Consider the following 16,005-nt stretch of genomic DNA (forward strand, 5'->3'; position numbering starts at 1 on the left):
TTTAACATCGTTTCTAAACATAGTTTCTAATAAAAAATGAAAATTATGAACTCATACACAATAAAAACTCTCCGTGTTCGTTCTCACACAGTAACCAGCTATAATCATGGGGGCAAATATAATATTCAAAAAAGCGGCATTCCGCGATCACATGCACCATTTCATCCCATGTTAATGTGTAGACATGATGCCTTTCATTATCTTCATCAATCATGAACAGCAGCTTCTGATCCGTTGGGCTAACGGTAGCACCATATTGCTGCACAATATCTCGGATCGCTATATAGGACGACTCATGATCCATATACTGTCGATGTACGAGATGTTTTAGCCCTAACCACCAGGCTCGAGGTTCACCTTCTACATATATATGCTGGGCCGCCTGGATCACATGTTCTGGATTGGGCACTTCATAGTCGCGAATAGGTCCTGTCGAGAACGCTTCTTCCAACTCCTGAAGCAGACTTCGATGTAATGGATATGTTCCATCGGTATCCATATCAGATAGAATACGTTCCAGCAGCGGCCTTCTCGCTTTCCAGATCGTATGGTGTTTCCTGGTACACATAATAGTTCAGCCAGTTAGAAAAGAGCAGATTGGCATGTGCGCGCCATTTAGACGGTGGCGTGCGGGTTGGGTCATCATTGGGAAAATAGTTTTTCGGTACGGCGATATCCATTCCTTTAGCGATATCGCGGTCATATTCCCATTTGAGCGACAATGGATCGTACTCCGAATGACCGGTAACAAAAATCTGTTTGCCATCCTGGGTCGCTACAATATAGATGCCTGCCTCATCGGACTCTGACAAAATTTCAAGGCCTGGCACATTCTCAATATCTTCACGACGCACTTCGGTATGACGTGAATGTGGTGCATAGTACCATTCGTCAAAACCACGCAGCAACGGTACATTATTTTTGTTTAATGTGTGCGGGAAGACGCCAAAACATTTTTCTGGCAGATCGACTTTTGGCACACCAAAATGATGATACAGCCCCGCCTGTGAAGCCCAGCAAATATGCATCGTCGACGTGACATTTGTTTTGCTCCAATCGAAGATTTCCTGAATCTCTTCCCAGTAGTTCACATCTTCAAATTCCATCGTCTCGACGGGTGCGCCGGTGACGATCAGACCATCAAAGCGTAAGTGTTTCACTTCAGGGAATGTTTTGTAAAAGGCATTCAGGTACTCTGCCGATGTGTTTTTGGAAATGTGCGAGCGAGTATGCAGCAAATACACATCTACCTGTAGTGGACTGTTACTGAGCAAACGTAGCAGCTGGGTTTCCGTCGTTTCTTTCGTCGGCATCAGGTTCAGCAGGGCGATGCGCAGCGGACGAATGTCCTGCTGGTACGCACGCGATTCGTCCATAACGAAAATATTTTCTCCGGTCAGAATTTCTTTTGCCGGTAAACTGTCTGGAATTTTGATTGGCATTGTGATTCACTCCTTGTAAGTGGTTGGTCATGCAGCGAACAGCGTGCCCGAATTATGAAAGGAGGTGCGCAAATACGCAAAAAGACCTTTCTCGTTGGAGCTGAGAAAGGTCGTATACGCAAACAAGCTGCGTCTGTATAGCGCCTCTCTCATCTGTCAGCAGATACCAGATACTTCATCGTAGGATGTACCTGTATCTCTGCTAGAATTAGCACCGTACAGTATATGACTGCCGGTTGCCGGGCTTCATAGGGCTAGTCCCTCCGCCTGCTCTTGATAAGATTCGCTGTATTGGATTGTAGGGTAAAACAGGAAATACGGAATTACTTATACCATAATTTATACTACTTTCCTACCTATCGTCAAGAGATTGTTCAGCCGATAAATAAGTTAGACTAGTAAAATGGAGTTGGCGCACTAACACTGGGATCAGTACGATATTTTGCTGACGCAAAAATCCTTTTTATTGTACCCCGTGTTAGGAAATCGCTAACACTGGATCAGTACAATATTTTGCTGACGCAAAAATCCTTTTTATTGTACCCCGTGTTAGGAAATCGCTAACACTGGATCAGTACAATATTTTGCTGATGCAAAAATCCTTTTTATTGTACCCCGTGTTAGGAAATCGCTAACACTGAATCAGTACGATATTTTGCTGACGCAAAAATCCTTTTTATTGTACCCCGTGTTAGGAAATCGCTAACACTGGATCAGTACAATATTTTGCTCATGCCAAAATCCTTTTTATTGTACCCCGTGTTAGAAATTCACTAACACTGGATCAGTACAATATTAAGCGTGCGCCAAAAATTCTTTCCCATTTCACTCCGTGTTAGAAAATCACTAATACTACACTTGAAAGCCTGCTGTCTCCACGGTATACTTAACAAGTATTTGACGTATTTTCATGTTTTTCATAAAACATTGCGTATACGATATCATTCAAAAAGACTATAAAGAGGTGAATTTCAAGATGGAAGGCGACCCGAGGGCGAGCTTACAAGAGCGATATACACAATTACAGGAATGGAACGACAATAGGATACCGAAGGAGCGCGCCATGTTGAAAAGATCATTTTCATATAATAGCGAAGCTTTATAGAAGTGTGTACAATTGCCGTCTCTTTTCCTGCTCATTTAAGATGAAAAAGGAGTAGAGCATACTATGAAAATTCGGCACGTAAACGCCGGCAATTTCACGCTGGTTGAGGATGTTAATGAAACACTAGTTGCACCGGAGGAAGGCTTTTACTGGATTGACGCTGGTCTTGATGATCTGATCTTGCTTCAACCACTCTTTATGCTACATGATCTGGCGGTTGAGGACATGATGGGCGATGAAGAGCAGCGGCCAAAAATCGAAATTTACGAAAATCACTACTTTATCGTTGTGAACAGTATTCGTTTCGACGATGAAGAGATTTTTTTGCGCGCACTAAATATTTTTCTCGGACGGCATTTTATTATTACGGTAACGAAGCAAAAGATCAGCGAGCTGCGCACACTCAAGCCGATTTTGTGGGAAGAAGAAGTGAGTCGTCCCGACAAATTTATGTATCTGCTCGTCGATTTGGTGGTAGATAACTACTTTACCGTCGGTGACCGGATCGAGGATCAGATGGAACGGCTTGAGGAAAGCATTTTGATGAGTACAAAAAAGTCGCATTTGAACGAAATTATCGGTTTGCGCGGTGAGATTTTATGGCTCAAACGTGTACTTGGCCCGCAACGCGAAGTGATCAATACACTGAACAAAAAGGATCTGCGTCTAATCGATGATCAATTGCAAAAATATTTTAGTGACGTGTACGAGAATGCGGTTAAAGTATCTGAGATGTTCGATACGTTCCGCGATCTGATGGGCAACTTACGTGAAGCATATCAGTCCAGTATCGCTAACCGCGCCAACGAAATTATGCGCGTGTTTACCGCGATTACGACCATATTCATGCCACTGACCGTAATTACCGGTATTTATGGGATGAACTTTGAAAATATGCCTGAGCTGAAATGGCATTATGGCTATCCAATGGTCATCGGCATTATGATTGCGCTCGGTTTAACGATGTTCTTTACTTTCCGTAAAAAGGATTGGATCTGAACGTTTGGATGTTATCGTGATGTAGCTCTACCGACTCGTAAGGTAACAAATATCCCGAAATTTCGTATTTCGTATTTCGTATTTCGTATTTCGTATTTCGTATTTCGTATTTCGTATTTCGTATAAAGATACAGCACCTACTCAAGCGATGCTTGGGAAAATGCATAATAAAAGCCCCTTTCACTTACGAAAGGGGCTTTTATTATTTGATATCGATTTTATTCCAGCTGACTATTTACTTTTCACGCCTCTGTATCTGATTGATAGCAATTGCCTATACGTTTGTTTTAGCTTTATATCGGATGTGTCCACGCTTCATTGCTCTACATCTGCTTTGTATCGATGTGTATCCACACTTCACTGCTCTACATCTGCTTTGTATCGATGTGTGTTCACACTTCACTGCTCTACATCTGCTTTGTATCGATGTGTGTTCACGCTTCACTGCTCTACATCTGCTTTATATCGATGTGTGTTCATACTTTATTGTTGTTTCATATCGGCTCCATATCCGCCTTGTATCCTCTATGCAAATAACCGTACTACATAGTGCGAACACATAACGTTCCAAACAACAACTGTCCCTATACACGATCTCACCATTATGGAATTTCCATCCACCGTTCCATCGTCTCTGCATTCAAATGCTCCAGACTGGCAACAGTGAAATGGGCGTTGTCCACAATATGATGCAGGCTCACGCCAATCGTTTTCATGCCCGCCTGACGAACCGATTGCAGACAATCCGGCGAATCCTCGATGACCATACAATGGTACGGATGAATGCCTACCGACTCGGCGACGAGAATAAAACCTTCTGGATCTGGCTTCGGATGCGTAATATCCTGCGCCTGCACGATGGAGGAGAAATAATGTTCCATTCCAAGTCGTTCCATAATTCGGCGTGCATCTGGACGATCAGATGCCAGCAGGACAGCTACATTTTGCTCACGAAGCTGAATAAGCAAATCCTCGGCACCTGGAAGTAAAAATTCGCGTTTGAGCTGCTCTACATCCATCGTCTCTACCCGTAAAATCGGCGCTTCGATATGATCCGCCTGGATTTGCTTCTTCGCAGGCGATACTTCCGCATTGGCTCCTTTGGCTGCTGCACCTGCATCCTGTGCTGTAGCCGCTTCTTTACTGCTCGTATCGTTCTTTTTCAACGACTTTTTGTTAGAGGCAGTGGATTCTTTGGAGCTAGCATCTGCATGACGTGTTGCAGCACTAGGATCAGGTGCAGACGATACCGCAGCTTGTTTGGCCTTCTCATTCTGTTTGTTTTGCTTTTCCTCAGCAGCGGCAGCCGCTTGTGCTTCTGCCTCTTTGCGACTTTCTTTTTCATTATGCCGTTTTAACGAAGCCTCGGCGTGGGCGGCTCTCTGCGATTCCTGCTCTGTTCGCTCGGACTCTTCCTCTGGAATAGCATCCGGTGTGTAGGCTTCGGCATAGCTTGTATCTTCCATGCTCGGCATCGGAATGAGTACACCTTCCAGACCGAAAATGACGGCTTTCAGCATCCGGTTTTTAATTTCCAGCGGTCGTGTCATCGCGACTACACGCTGTTCATCATAATGCGATATCGTTAGCGGCTCACCGCGAATGATGCGATACGTCGTCATATTTTGCTCGATCGTAATGTCCAGCAGACGGTTCTGGAATTGCACACGGAAGCTATAGCGCGTCCAGTTGGGCGGTAGTTTCGGTTCAAAATGCAGCATTCCATTATGCTGACGCATGCCTGCAAATCCGCCCACAATCGTCAGCCAGCTTCCTGCCATCGATGCGGCGTGAATACCATCTTTAACATTGTTATGAAAGTCATCCAGATCCATCCGTGCCGATTGAATAAAGAACTCATACGCCGGGTCCATCGTGCCCAGCTCGGCAGCCATAATCGCATGAATCGCGGCAGATAGAGACGAGTCATGCGTCGTTAACGGCTCATAATAGCCATAGTTACGCACTTTCTCGATCTTCGTAAACCGATGACCAAGCAAATACATCGATAGGATCAAATCCGCTTGTTTGAGCACCTGATGACGATAAATGACGAGCGGATGATAATGCAGCAATAGCGGGTATTTGTCAGACGGTGTATTTTCAAAGTCCCAGATGCCTTTGTCCAGGAACGAATCATCCTGACCGATTAGACCACTCTGGCGATGAATGTAAATGGAATCAGCCGCACGTTCCCATACAGCGATCTCGTCATCGGTCAGTCCCATCGGACTACCAATAAGCGACTCATAATGGGCAAAATCGTCTTCTTTCCACTTTTTCAGCTTACGCGCTGTAAATTCCAGCTGATCTTTAACCATCATATTGGTATAGGTGTTATTGTTCACAATCGCTGTATATTCATCCGGGCCTGTAACGCCGTTAATGCAGAAGCCTTTACCTGGAATCCAGTCCCCTACCGACAGGAAGAAGCGGCACGTCTCGACCAGCATCTCCAAACCTTTCGTTTGCAAAAAATGCTCGTCATCGGTCGCTTCTGCATATTGAATCACCGCATGCGCCACGTCCGCATTAATATGATATTGCGCCGTACCACCCGGGTAATATGCAGATACCTCTTCCCCACCGATTGTACGCCACGGGTACAATGCACCCAGTGCAGCCATCTCTACGGCACGCTCACGCGCCTTCGGCAACGTATGGTAACGGAATTCGAGCAACTGGGAAGCTAACTCAGGCTGCGTATACAGGAAAAATGGCATAATATACGTTTCGGTATCCCAGAAATAATGCCCTTCATACCCTTCACCAGTAATCCCTTTTGCACCAATATTCGTTTTACCGTCTCGACCAACCGACTGGAACAGATGGAACGCGTTAAAACGTAACCCTTGCTGGAGCTTCTCGTCTCCTTCCACCTGAATATCTGCCGTTTCCCAGAAAGCGTTCAGGTGATCCTGTTGTAGCTTGGCAAGCGTATTAAAGCCGTCTTTTAACATATCATCCAGTGTCGATTCTGCCAGAATAGGCAAATGAGCAGGCTCGTAATCGCGGGAAGTGTAATAGACGATACTCTTTTCCAATACGGCTTCCTGATCCTGTTGAAGGTTGAACACAAAATGTTTTTCGATGCGTTGTTCCTGCTCTTCCGTTTTCAGCTCGTATTTGCGATTGGCACGATGATCTGCGGCACAGTACAGATTAAACTCCGTTTCCGATGTGCGCTGTTCCAATGCCATCCGTGTGCGTTCACTCAGCTTACCGATCGTATTTAACACCTGTCCGGTAAAAGCAGCCCCTGCACGTGGATCACCTTCGCTTATTTCATTGTGCACTTCACCATTCAGCGCCGATACGAGTGTGATCTCGCCGGAGAAATTGAGTGGCTTCACGGTATAACGAATCATCGCCATATGTTTATTTTCAAACGAAACAAGGCGCTCGATACAGATCGAAATACATTTACCTCGGCCACTCTCCCATGTCATTCGACGTGTCAAAATACCGGTCTGCATATTCAGCACACGCTCATAATCGATAATACGCCCAGCCATCAGATTGAAGCGTTCACCTTCGATCCACAGTTCGATAATCTTGCTGTCGGTCACATTGAGCATCGTCTGACGCTTACGCGCATAGCCATACGCTTCCTCACCATAAATAATATCTGCCGAATCGTAAAAACCATTCAGGTATGTACCATTCAGCGCGTCGACTTCCGGCACATCCATGCCTTCCTCAAAATGCCCGCGCATTCCGATATAGCCATTGGCAACGGTAAATACCGTTTCACTACGACGATTGTATTGCGGATTAAATGAAGTTTCCCGAATTACCCACGGTTCCACTTCATAGATAGTTGATCCTTCTCTCATCAGGTCGTGCCCCTTTCTTCAGGTAAGCTAGTAGATGTGTTGGTATCACTTAATTATCGCTGATGCTAATCGACCACTGCCACGTTCCGGCCGTGCCGGACAGGTTCCGATGATGTCGTCCTGTTGAAGGTCACTCGGGTGCTATCTATTCATTAACCACATTTTGAGGTAGAAAGCCCTTACAGAAAAATATTAACTGGTTTAAGGGGGAAATTAAAGTGGAATATTGGTGGTTGTGGAGGAAATTCGTGCTGGAAGGAATTTTGAAAAATGAGGATTTGTCTGCGGATGGGCTTCGTTGGACGGATACTTGTATTTATGCCAGAGTGAGCATGTAGTATGGATGATTGCTAGATAGACAGATAAATAAATAGACAAAGAGTTCCTTCTTCGATACGAAAAAGGAACTCTTTATTATTGCGATTTTAGGACATGTACGCCAACTCATATATGTGTCAACAACATAAACATGTTGCTTACACGCCTTAGTTAAGATTTCGCTTTGTTTTTCTTTTTTCCAGTGGATCGAATTTCTATGCTACATCATCATTGATTGCTAGATCATCATTCGATCGGTATCACTTTAGACTAATCCACTTCCTCCCATCTTATTGCGCTTATTCCGCCTCTTCCGCGCCTGCTACCTTATCATATGCACGGCTACCGAGCCAGAGCAATAGGGTGATGACGGCAAACGCAACCAGTGCCATAAATGGAATCGTGATGAAGCCCAGGTATTCGAAATAATCTTTGCTGCACGATACGCCGCCTGTGCAAGGGACGAGTTGATCCAATGCAGGGATATGCTGCTTTGCATAATGATAGATGGCGATCAAGCCGCCGATGATCGTCATCGGCATAGCATAGCTGACGATGCGGCGATCATGGCGATAGGCGGCGATGCCAAGCAGAATCACCTGCGGGTACATAAAGATTCGCTGGTACCAGCACAGCTTGCACGGTTCCCAGTGAAGGACGTCACTTAGAAATAGACTGCCGCCTGTGGCGATGATGGCGACAATCCAGGCTAGATACAGATAATATCTCGACAAAAACAGCTTAAAGCCGCTCGTCCCCATATCCGTCAGCCCTCCGATCCAGTCTGATTTTTCGCTTCAGCCTGTGCTTTTTCGATAGCTGCTTTGATTCCGTTATAGTCTCCGAGATCACCCGTATATTGCACGCCGTTAATAAAGATCGACGGCGTACCCGGAATATTCAGTTCCTGCCCTTTTTTGTACTGGGCATTGACCTGATCGGCATACGTTTTGTTATCGATATCTGCGCGTAGCTTGGTAGTATCGATGCCGAGCTTCGCTTTCTCCGCTAACTGAACGAGATAATCCGGTGTTGCCCAGTTCGTATTCTCATCCTTTTGATTCGTATACAGTTCATCCAGATAAGGCCAAAATGCATCGCTCTTCTGGTGATAGACCGATTCTGCTGCGAGCGCCGCTGTCGTGGAATCCGGGCCGATAAATGGGAAGTTGGCAAAGTACATCGATACTGTACCGTTGTCAACGAAATCCGCCTGAATTTTCGGCACGATCTGCTCGTTAAATAGTTTACAGACCGGACACTTAAAATCGCCAAACTCCACAATTTTCACCGGTGCATTGGCATCGCCTTTCACCGGCATTTGACTGTAATCAAATGTCGTGCGGACACCTTCTGTTTTGTTGTTTGGAATCAACACGATCAGCGCGACGACGATCGCGATAACCGCTACCGTACCGATGATCAGGTTACGCATCGTTTTGCGTTGACGTTCTTGTTCCTTCTGCTTATACGCCTGCTGTTGCTGACGCTTCATCTCAGGATTACTTTTCTTTTTCTGATTTGGCTTAGCCAATCGTTGCACCTTCCTCTCCCTCTAGTGCGAGCTTCGCTAGCGCAATGGCACCGCACAGACCTGCATTATCCCCAAGCTCTGGATAGACGACATATTGATCCAGGTTCTGGGACAGACTAGGATGCTGTACGTAACCGTTTAATAGCTCGCTCAGTTTGGTGCGAATGAGCGGGAACAATTGCTCTTGCTTCATCACACCACCACCCATAATAATCTTTTGCGGAGACAGAATGAGTACATAATTCATCAGAGCCTGGGCGAGGTAATAAGCTTCCATTTCCCATGCTGGATGATCAGGAGTTAGCTCGGAGCCTTTCATATTCCAGCGCTTTTCGATTGCTGGACCTGCCGCCATCCCTTCCAGACAGTCACCATGATACGGGCAAAAGCCTTCAAATGTATCTTCTGGATGACGACGAACGAGAATATGACCCATTTCCGGGTGAGATAGACCGTGCAGCATTTTGCCATCCACGACAGCACCCGCACCGATGCCTGTACCAACTGTAATGTACATACAGCTATCCAGACCGCGTGCTGCACCCCATGTGTACTCGCCTAGCGCTGCACCATTCACATCGGTATCAAAGGACATCGGTACCGAAAAATGCTGTTTCATATGTCCTACCAGATCGAACTGACCCCAGTGTGGCTTCGGGGTTGTCGTTATGTATCCGTATGTCGGACTACCCACAATCGGGTCAATCGGGCCAAACGAACCGATACCCATCGCCGCAATGTCTTTGCCTTCAAAAAACGATACGACGTTTTTCATCGTAATCTCTGGCGTTTCGGTCGGGAAGCTTGCCCGTTCCAAAATTTGTCCATCCTCTGTTCCGATTCCACATACGAATTTGGTACCGCCTGCCTCAATTGCTCCAAGTTTTCTCATTAATCATGCGTCTCCTTTGCAGCATCCTATGGATGGTCAATAATAAGTATGTGCAGGCTCTTCATCATAACGCAGCAATATGTCGATTGCATGTCAAAATGTCACACCGCGTCGATGCTTTTATTATGATGAAGAGCCTTAACATGTGAATAGGAATCAAGCGATACATCATTTTTAAAATGAATACCTGCATGTCGTACACGGTTTGATTGCAACGATAGGCTTTGTTTCTACCTATAAAGTTAGTCCTAACTTCCAGGCGCAAGCAAACGCATTCCTATCGTCGCACCTGCAATTAATTTGAGGTGCCACCGAATACAAGTGTATTGCTGAGCAAACGTCCTGGTGAAGTGACCACTTTACCGCCAGCCAGCATGCCGGAGGAAGCGCCTCCATCCAGATTCATCGCCTGTACCGCGCCAAGCTTCTGCATCACCGCTGCCCATTGCTTCATCGTGGCACCGGGCACCGTGGCGATCATAACAGAGCCATCTGCCATAATAGCGATGCCGCTACGTGCACCGGCAGCATTCAGAATTTTCGGGTCTTGAAAACCTTCTGCCGCAGCGTTTAGAGACAGCTTACTATCCGTCACCAATCGTGGACCTGCGCCGACAGCGGTAACTACATTTTCCCACGGAATTGCCTTGCCGTCGATATTGGTATAACGAATATCCATCGTTACTTTGGAGCCGACGACAAAACGATCTGCCATCGATTTCATATCGCCACTAAACACGATCACATAACCGTCAGATGGAATGGCACTGCTGGCATTGTTTTTTTTCGAAACGACCTTGCCACTACGGACAGTGACCGCTACACCACCTGTATAACCGGTTGTTAGCCCACGATCAGGTGTGTACACAATTGATGTACCACTTGCTGTTGAAGAGGGGATACGGTTAAACCAGACGGCATACCAGCTTGAGCTGCGCCCCTCTGGTGGCGAAACCTGACCGGACACCTCGATGCGCAGTGAATCCATCATTGCGGTACCATTAGCTGTAAAACCAATCGTCGTACCATAGCGTCCGATATGCATCAGCCGACCGCCGGATATTAATGTACCGTATGGATCAGGTGGCCCGCCATACGAATCGAAAAAGGCTCCATTGATCGCCGCCTTCGCTCCATAGGAAGAAGCGATCGCCGCTAAAGAGGCGGTACGTCCCACACGATGATCTGCCAAACCGACCGCCGTTGCTGTTCCTTTCGGAATACGCACCGTTTTGACGGTAAAATTGCGACCAGCTGCCTTAACGGTGACCGTCTTCGCACTAAGACTGTTACCAGCTGCGCTCATCTGTTGCGCAGGTGCGATCGAGACCAGACTGATCAGCAGCACACAAGCAAGCAGCAACGCCAGCAGACGCCGCGGCCTGCGCATGAATCTTATGCTCAAAATACGCCAACCCCCAGCATAGAGCACAGGCTTTTGATCTCAAGCTCCTCAAATTTATCGATAATTTTGTTATCTTCCAGCAGTAATAAACATTCGTCGAGCGTACATACGACAGGCACTTCGCAATGAATCGTAGCCAAACGACGCGACAGATGCAGCATATCCAGATCCGCTTCGATCTTTTTACGAACCGATGGAGTCAGCTTGTCCAGATGTTCGAGAATGCCTTCTACCGAGCCGTATTCCTTCACCAGCTTCACAGCCGTCTTTTCACCGATGCCTTTAACGCCTGGATAGTTATCGCTTGTATCGCCCATAAGCGCCTTCATATCGATAATTTGCGCGGGTGTCAGTTCTTTTTCTTCCATCAATGATTCCGGTGTGTATACCTTATAGTTGCCATAGCCTTTTTTCATAATAATCACGCTCGTACGATGATCCACCAGCTGTAGCATATCATGGTCCCCGGTCAAAATCATAACCTCCATGCCCTGCTCCAGTTCGCGTGCCAGTGTACCGATGCAATCATCTGCTTCATAGCCCGGTGCACTCAAATTCGGAATGCCCATGCTCTCGGTCACATCCCAGATCAGATCGAATTGCGGAATCAGATCGTCCGGTGCTGCTGTCCGGTTACCCTTATAATCGGCAAACTCTTCACGCCGGAACGTCTGTGTACCCAGATCCCAACAGCAAGCAATATGCGTCGGTTCGTACAGGCTAACCGCATCCCATAAATAGCGCACAAAGCCGTAAATCGCATTGGTTGGCACGCCTGCTTTTGTACGACGAATATAGCCAGTCTGTGCTGTGGCGTAATAAGCGCGGAACAAAAGCGCCATACCGTCAACGAGCATCATTTTTTGTTGTTTCAATTCAGTCAATGTGTATTCTCCCCTATGCGTGTAAAACCAGTTTGATTCTATCATACCGAATTTGTTCAAAGCTGTACAACTATTCACAACGTTTTATAGGGCATATTTATGAATAGAAAAAAGCTCCTCAAGTGAATCAGGAACCTTTTGTATATGCGCCCGGGATGAATTGAACTGTTCTCTGCATACTCTGCTTTACGAAGCGTTGGATTTGAACATCATCTTCAATAGAAAATACAGTTTAGTACATTGATATCGCATACGTTTTCTAAATAATAGCAGAAGATCGATAGATCACAGGATACAACTCGATTCATTATGCAAAATCTTTCATTTACGCTTCGATCGATCGCTTCATAAACACATCGATTTCATCCTGTTCACTCTGTTCAAAGCCATGCCGCTCATATAAGCGACGTGCCGGACTGCCCTGCAATACATTTAATGTAACGGTATGTCCATACAGTTTGGAATCCCATAGCACCTCATTCAATACGGCGTTGCCAATGCCCTTTCCTTGATGATGGGGATGAATATAAAAGTGTTCCAGCACATAACCACCTTGCTGCTCCGGGCGTAAAGCAATACAGCCTACAGGCGATTGATCCACCATAATCAGCTTTGTATAATCCGGTTGAAAAGAGTTCAAAAACCGCTCTCGCACACGCTTTTCATCGTATCGATGCAGACGTGTCAAATCCTCTTTTAAGACAAGTGCACGCAACTCGGCTATCCAGGCCGCATCGCTGAAAGAGGCTGGTTGCAGCTCATAATGAGGGAACCCAGTAGATGTAGCATCGTCAGACATAACAAAAACTCCTCCTTATGTAAGTTAGGAGGAGTTTATCATGAATGATCGCGACTTGCACAGACACTGTGCTTGTTTATAAATTGTGTATACAGATACTACTAGCGTTTGTTAGATGGCTGGAATCACAATCGATCGATTGTGCAACGATGTTAGCTTTAACGGTCTTTATTTAGCTGTAATTAGATGTAATTAGATGCAATAAAATGTAATGAGATTTAACAATATTAAAGAGCTTGAGTAGACGTTAATGAACGCTAAGGCTACCAGCTATCTTTTAGCTAGCTCGGTATATGTTAAGCTTTCCACGCCTGTTCATACATATCTGCTTTAAAGCCAACTGTTACTTTGTCGCCATCCGTAACAATCGGACGCTTGATCAGCTTCCCATTTTGCGACAGTAGCTCCAGCTGTTCTTCTGCACTCATCGTGGGCAACTTATCTTTCAAACTAAGACTTTTATACACTTCACCACTTGTATTAAAAAACTTTTTCAATTCTACATCGCTATGCTCGACCAGTTCACGTAATTGCTCAGCCGTTGGCGGCGCATCAACGATATGGATCAGATTCAGCTCGTGCCCTTGCGCTTTTAACCATTTGATCGCATTGCGGCAGGTGCTGCATGGTGGGTATTGATATACGGTTAATTTACTCATAATTATCGATCGTCTCCTTTAGAAAATATATAAAACTTGTACAGGGTAACATATATTTCACTTCTACGAAGAAATGTAGAGGTGAGTATGACTTGTAATGTACTCGGTCCTTGTAATGTATTCGATCCATGTAGATTAATATGTGTTGAGTTAGGAGCAGATGCCCACTATCGTATCGTTTATTAATCAAGACTATTCACGTTTAGCCATCCTGTTCATGTTGAGCAATCTTACTCGTATTGAGCACTCTTATTCATGCGGAGCTATCTTATCTGTGTTAAGCCATTTCACTCATGTTGAGCACTCCCGATCACTGGATATCTTCCTGCTGACGCAGATGCTGATCCAATCGCTCCAAATCAGCCGGCAATGGCGCTTGAAATAGCAACTGTTCTCCAGTTGCCGGATGGACAAATCCAAGCTCATACGCATGCAGCGCCTGCCGATTTACGATACGATCTAGCTCGCTAATACGATCTGCATCCGCTGTCGTTGCTTTTGGTGCCAGCTCATTGTCTGCTGGATAGCCATACATCGGATCGCCAATTAGCGGACATCCGATATGTTTCATATGCACTCGAATCTGATGGGTACGCCCCGTTTCCAGCTCCAGCGATATTAGCGCTGCATCATGCCCGGCGAATGTGTCCAGTGTCACATAACGAGTAGCCGCATAATAACCGTCTGGTGTAACGGTGCGGATATGCGTATGCTCGGGATGACGATCAATCGCCCCTTCAATGCGACCGGAGGACGGCTGTGGGCAATGATGCACATATGCTTTATACGATTTGAACACTTCACCACGAATCATCTGTTCGGAAATATGTTGATGGGCGTATGGATTTTTCGCAATCGCCAGTACGCCTGATGTTTCTTGATCGAGGCGATGCACAGGACGAAACCGGAATTGTACACCTTTCTCCTTCCAGTAATGCACCACACCATTCGCCAGTGTATCGGTATAATGTCCATGCGTTGGATGCACAATTACACCCGCAGGCTTATTTAAAATGAGCAGATGCTCATCTTCAAACAAAATATGAAGCTCCATCGGCTGTGGCAAAATATCTTCCGAACTTTCACGCAGCATACGCACTTCAATCACATCATTGCCCTGTACTTTGTGATCGACATACACACGCTGTCCGTTTAACGCCACACCAAGTTGCGTCATTTTCAATCGGGACAACAGCTTGCGCGAAATCCCCATACGGCGATTCAGTATCGTTTTGAGCAACATGCCTTCATCTTTTGGCTCAACCGTATACACAATCGGTGGATAATAATCCTGCACATCGGGATGGCTAAACTTAGCTTCATTGCCATTCCTATTACGGTCATTCATATTGTTGCTGTCATTCATATTGCTATATAGTCCTCTCTTTCAACGCTGTATCAAACATAGCTTACGCCCCTATTCGTCAGCGTCTACCTCACTCTTCATTACGCCGAAATACACGCGCACTGCGCACATATTCCACATCGGCTACACCAGCTCGTACATTCGCAGTACGCGCCACCACAAAAAAATAATCCGACAGTCTATTCAAATATTGCCGTACCGCCGGATTGATCTCCTGCTCTGCTGCCAGTGTAACGACGCGACGTTCAGCACGACGACATACGGTACGGCACACATGCAGCGATGCAGCCAGCGCACTACCTCCCGGCAAAATAAACCGTTCCAGCGCCGGATTCTCACTCTCATAGCGATCGATCCACCGCTCCAACCGCTCTGCCATCGTGCCATCTACCTTGTAGCGATCCTCTGACAATTGTACAAAAGCAAGATCCGAACCGCAATCGAACAACTCCTGCTGAATCTGAATCAGATCCTCCCGCAAATCGGATAAGTGATCTTCCATCGTCATCGCAGCCGCCTGACCGACAAAGCTATTCAGCTCATCGATCGTACCATAGGCCTCTACCTGTACATCATCTTTACGCACGCGCCCACCAATGACCGAAGTCTGCCCTTCATCTCCAGTACGTGTATAAATGTTCATTGCTGTACCCCTCTCTATTTCAACTTTTCGTTATACTCAGCTTGTATTCGACATTCCAAACGAACTCGAGAATATCAAGTTACTCCTGCGAATGACAATATCCTATTAAAATATATAAATACA

13 protein-coding genes, 1 pseudogene and 1 riboswitch are annotated in these 16,005 nt (G+C 46.0%); of the genes and pseudogenes, 2 read left to right on the plus strand and 12 right to left on the minus strand.

Annotated elements, in window-relative coordinates:
• Positions 1-43: 43 nt before the first annotated feature.
• Together AAHF22_RS03100 and metA are read right to left on the minus strand one after the other, a co-directional pair.
• Positions 44-568, minus strand: a complete 525-nt coding sequence (locus tag AAHF22_RS03100; RefSeq protein ID WP_347323495.1) for a DUF6756 family protein — start codon at positions 566-568, stop codon at positions 44-46.
• Positions 501-1,442 carry a homoserine O-acetyltransferase MetA gene (gene metA, locus AAHF22_RS03105; RefSeq protein WP_347323496.1) on the minus strand — a complete coding sequence of 314 codons (942 nt, stop codon included), beginning with the start codon at positions 1,440-1,442 and terminating at the stop codon, positions 501-503. Before metA ends, AAHF22_RS03100 begins: the two co-directional genes overlap by 68 nt.
• 146 nt (positions 1,443-1,588) lie before the next feature.
• Positions 1,589-1,725: riboswitch (SAM riboswitch) on the minus strand.
• Positions 1,726-2,610: 885 nt separating this feature from the next.
• On the opposite strand from metA, the gene corA reads away from it, so the two are divergent.
• On the plus strand, positions 2,611-3,546 hold the full coding sequence (gene corA, locus AAHF22_RS03110; RefSeq protein ID WP_347323497.1) for a magnesium/cobalt transporter CorA: 936 nt from the start codon (positions 2,611-2,613) through the stop codon (positions 3,544-3,546).
• Positions 3,547-4,148: 602 nt separating this feature from the next.
• On the opposite strand, the gene AAHF22_RS03115 is transcribed toward corA, so the two are convergent.
• Entirely contained in the window at positions 4,149-7,382 is a 3,234-nt protein-coding gene (locus AAHF22_RS03115) for an HAD-IA family hydrolase (protein WP_347323498.1), read from the minus strand.
• Positions 7,383-7,627: 245 nt separating this feature from the next.
• On the opposite strand from AAHF22_RS03115, the pseudogene AAHF22_RS03120 reads away from it, so the two are divergent.
• Positions 7,628-7,720, plus strand: a pseudogene (locus AAHF22_RS03120) (GNAT family N-acetyltransferase); the annotation flags it as partial.
• 279 nt (positions 7,721-7,999) lie between these two features.
• Here the strand turns inward: AAHF22_RS03120 and AAHF22_RS03125 are convergent.
• From AAHF22_RS03125 to AAHF22_RS03165, 9 genes are all read right to left on the minus strand, one after another.
• Positions 8,000-8,461 (minus strand): disulfide oxidoreductase, encoded by a 462-nt coding sequence (locus AAHF22_RS03125; RefSeq protein ID WP_347323499.1) that lies wholly within the window; start codon positions 8,459-8,461, stop codon positions 8,000-8,002.
• A 5-nt stretch (positions 8,462-8,466) separates the two neighbouring features.
• Positions 8,467-9,234, minus strand: coding sequence for a DsbA family protein (locus AAHF22_RS03130; RefSeq protein ID WP_371834002.1), 768 nt, complete (start codon positions 9,232-9,234; stop codon positions 8,467-8,469).
• A complete protein-coding gene (locus tag AAHF22_RS03135; protein WP_347323501.1) occupies positions 9,227-10,126 on the minus strand; it encodes an ROK family protein in 900 nt (299 codons plus the stop codon). The genes AAHF22_RS03130 and AAHF22_RS03135 overlap by 8 nt, the downstream gene beginning before the upstream one ends.
• Positions 10,127-10,421: 295 nt before the next feature.
• The gene (locus AAHF22_RS03140) at positions 10,422-11,531 is read right to left on the minus strand and encodes a phosphodiester glycosidase family protein (RefSeq protein ID WP_347323502.1); all 1,110 of its coding nucleotides are present in this window, start codon (positions 11,529-11,531) and stop codon (positions 10,422-10,424) included.
• Complete coding sequence (locus AAHF22_RS03145; protein WP_371834008.1) at positions 11,528-12,391, minus strand: 5'-3' exonuclease; 864 nt, start codon at positions 12,389-12,391, stop codon at positions 11,528-11,530. Before AAHF22_RS03145 ends, AAHF22_RS03140 begins: the two co-directional genes overlap by 4 nt.
• Positions 12,392-12,740: 349 nt before the next feature.
• Complete coding sequence (locus AAHF22_RS03150) at positions 12,741-13,214, minus strand: GNAT family N-acetyltransferase (RefSeq protein ID WP_347323504.1); 474 nt, start codon at positions 13,212-13,214, stop codon at positions 12,741-12,743.
• 296 nt (positions 13,215-13,510) lie between these two features.
• Positions 13,511-13,873: an arsenate reductase family protein gene (locus AAHF22_RS03155; protein ID WP_347323505.1), complete on the minus strand. Its 363-nt coding sequence runs from the start codon at positions 13,871-13,873 to the stop codon at positions 13,511-13,513.
• 310 nt (positions 13,874-14,183) lie between these two features.
• A complete protein-coding gene (locus AAHF22_RS03160) occupies positions 14,184-15,221 on the minus strand; it encodes an RluA family pseudouridine synthase (protein WP_371834009.1) in 1,038 nt (345 codons plus the stop codon).
• 88 nt (positions 15,222-15,309) lie between these two features.
• Entirely contained in the window at positions 15,310-15,882 is a 573-nt protein-coding gene (locus tag AAHF22_RS03165; RefSeq protein WP_347323506.1) for a cob(I)yrinic acid a,c-diamide adenosyltransferase, read from the minus strand.
• Between the last annotated feature and the right edge of the window lie 123 nt (positions 15,883-16,005).

It is taken from the genome of Paenibacillus wenxiniae (assembly GCF_039822605.1).
GTDB lineage: Bacteria > Bacillota > Bacilli > Paenibacillales > Paenibacillaceae > Saccharibacillus > Saccharibacillus wenxiniae.

Excerpts from the sequence above, each read along its gene's own strand:
- AAHF22_RS03100 (WP_347323495.1), bottom strand. The coding sequence starts at position 568 with ATGTGTACCAGGAAACACCATACGATCTGGAAAGCGAGAAGGCCGCTG.
- metA (WP_347323496.1), bottom strand. The coding sequence starts at position 1,442 with ATGCCAATCAAAATTCCAGACAGTTTACCGGCAAAAGAAATTCTGACC.
- corA (WP_347323497.1), top strand. The coding sequence starts at position 2,611 with ATGAAAATTCGGCACGTAAACGCCGGCAATTTCACGCTGGTTGAGGAT.
- AAHF22_RS03115 (WP_347323498.1), bottom strand. The coding sequence starts at position 7,382 with ATGAGAGAAGGATCAACTATCTATGAAGTGGAACCGTGGGTAATTCGG.
- AAHF22_RS03125 (WP_347323499.1), bottom strand. The coding sequence starts at position 8,461 with ATGGGGACGAGCGGCTTTAAGCTGTTTTTGTCGAGATATTATCTGTAT.
- AAHF22_RS03135 (WP_347323501.1), bottom strand. The coding sequence starts at position 10,126 with ATGAGAAAACTTGGAGCAATTGAGGCAGGCGGTACCAAATTCGTATGT.
- AAHF22_RS03145 (WP_371834008.1), bottom strand. The coding sequence starts at position 12,391 with ATGATGCTCGTTGACGGTATGGCGCTTTTGTTCCGCGCTTATTACGCC.
- AAHF22_RS03150 (WP_347323504.1), bottom strand. The coding sequence starts at position 13,214 with ATGTCTGACGATGCTACATCTACTGGGTTCCCTCATTATGAGCTGCAA.
- AAHF22_RS03155 (WP_347323505.1), bottom strand. The coding sequence starts at position 13,873 with ATGAGTAAATTAACCGTATATCAATACCCACCATGCAGCACCTGCCGC.
- AAHF22_RS03160 (WP_371834009.1), bottom strand. The coding sequence starts at position 15,221 with ATGAATGACCGTAATAGGAATGGCAATGAAGCTAAGTTTAGCCATCCC.
- AAHF22_RS03165 (WP_347323506.1), bottom strand. The coding sequence starts at position 15,882 with ATGAACATTTATACACGTACTGGAGATGAAGGGCAGACTTCGGTCATT.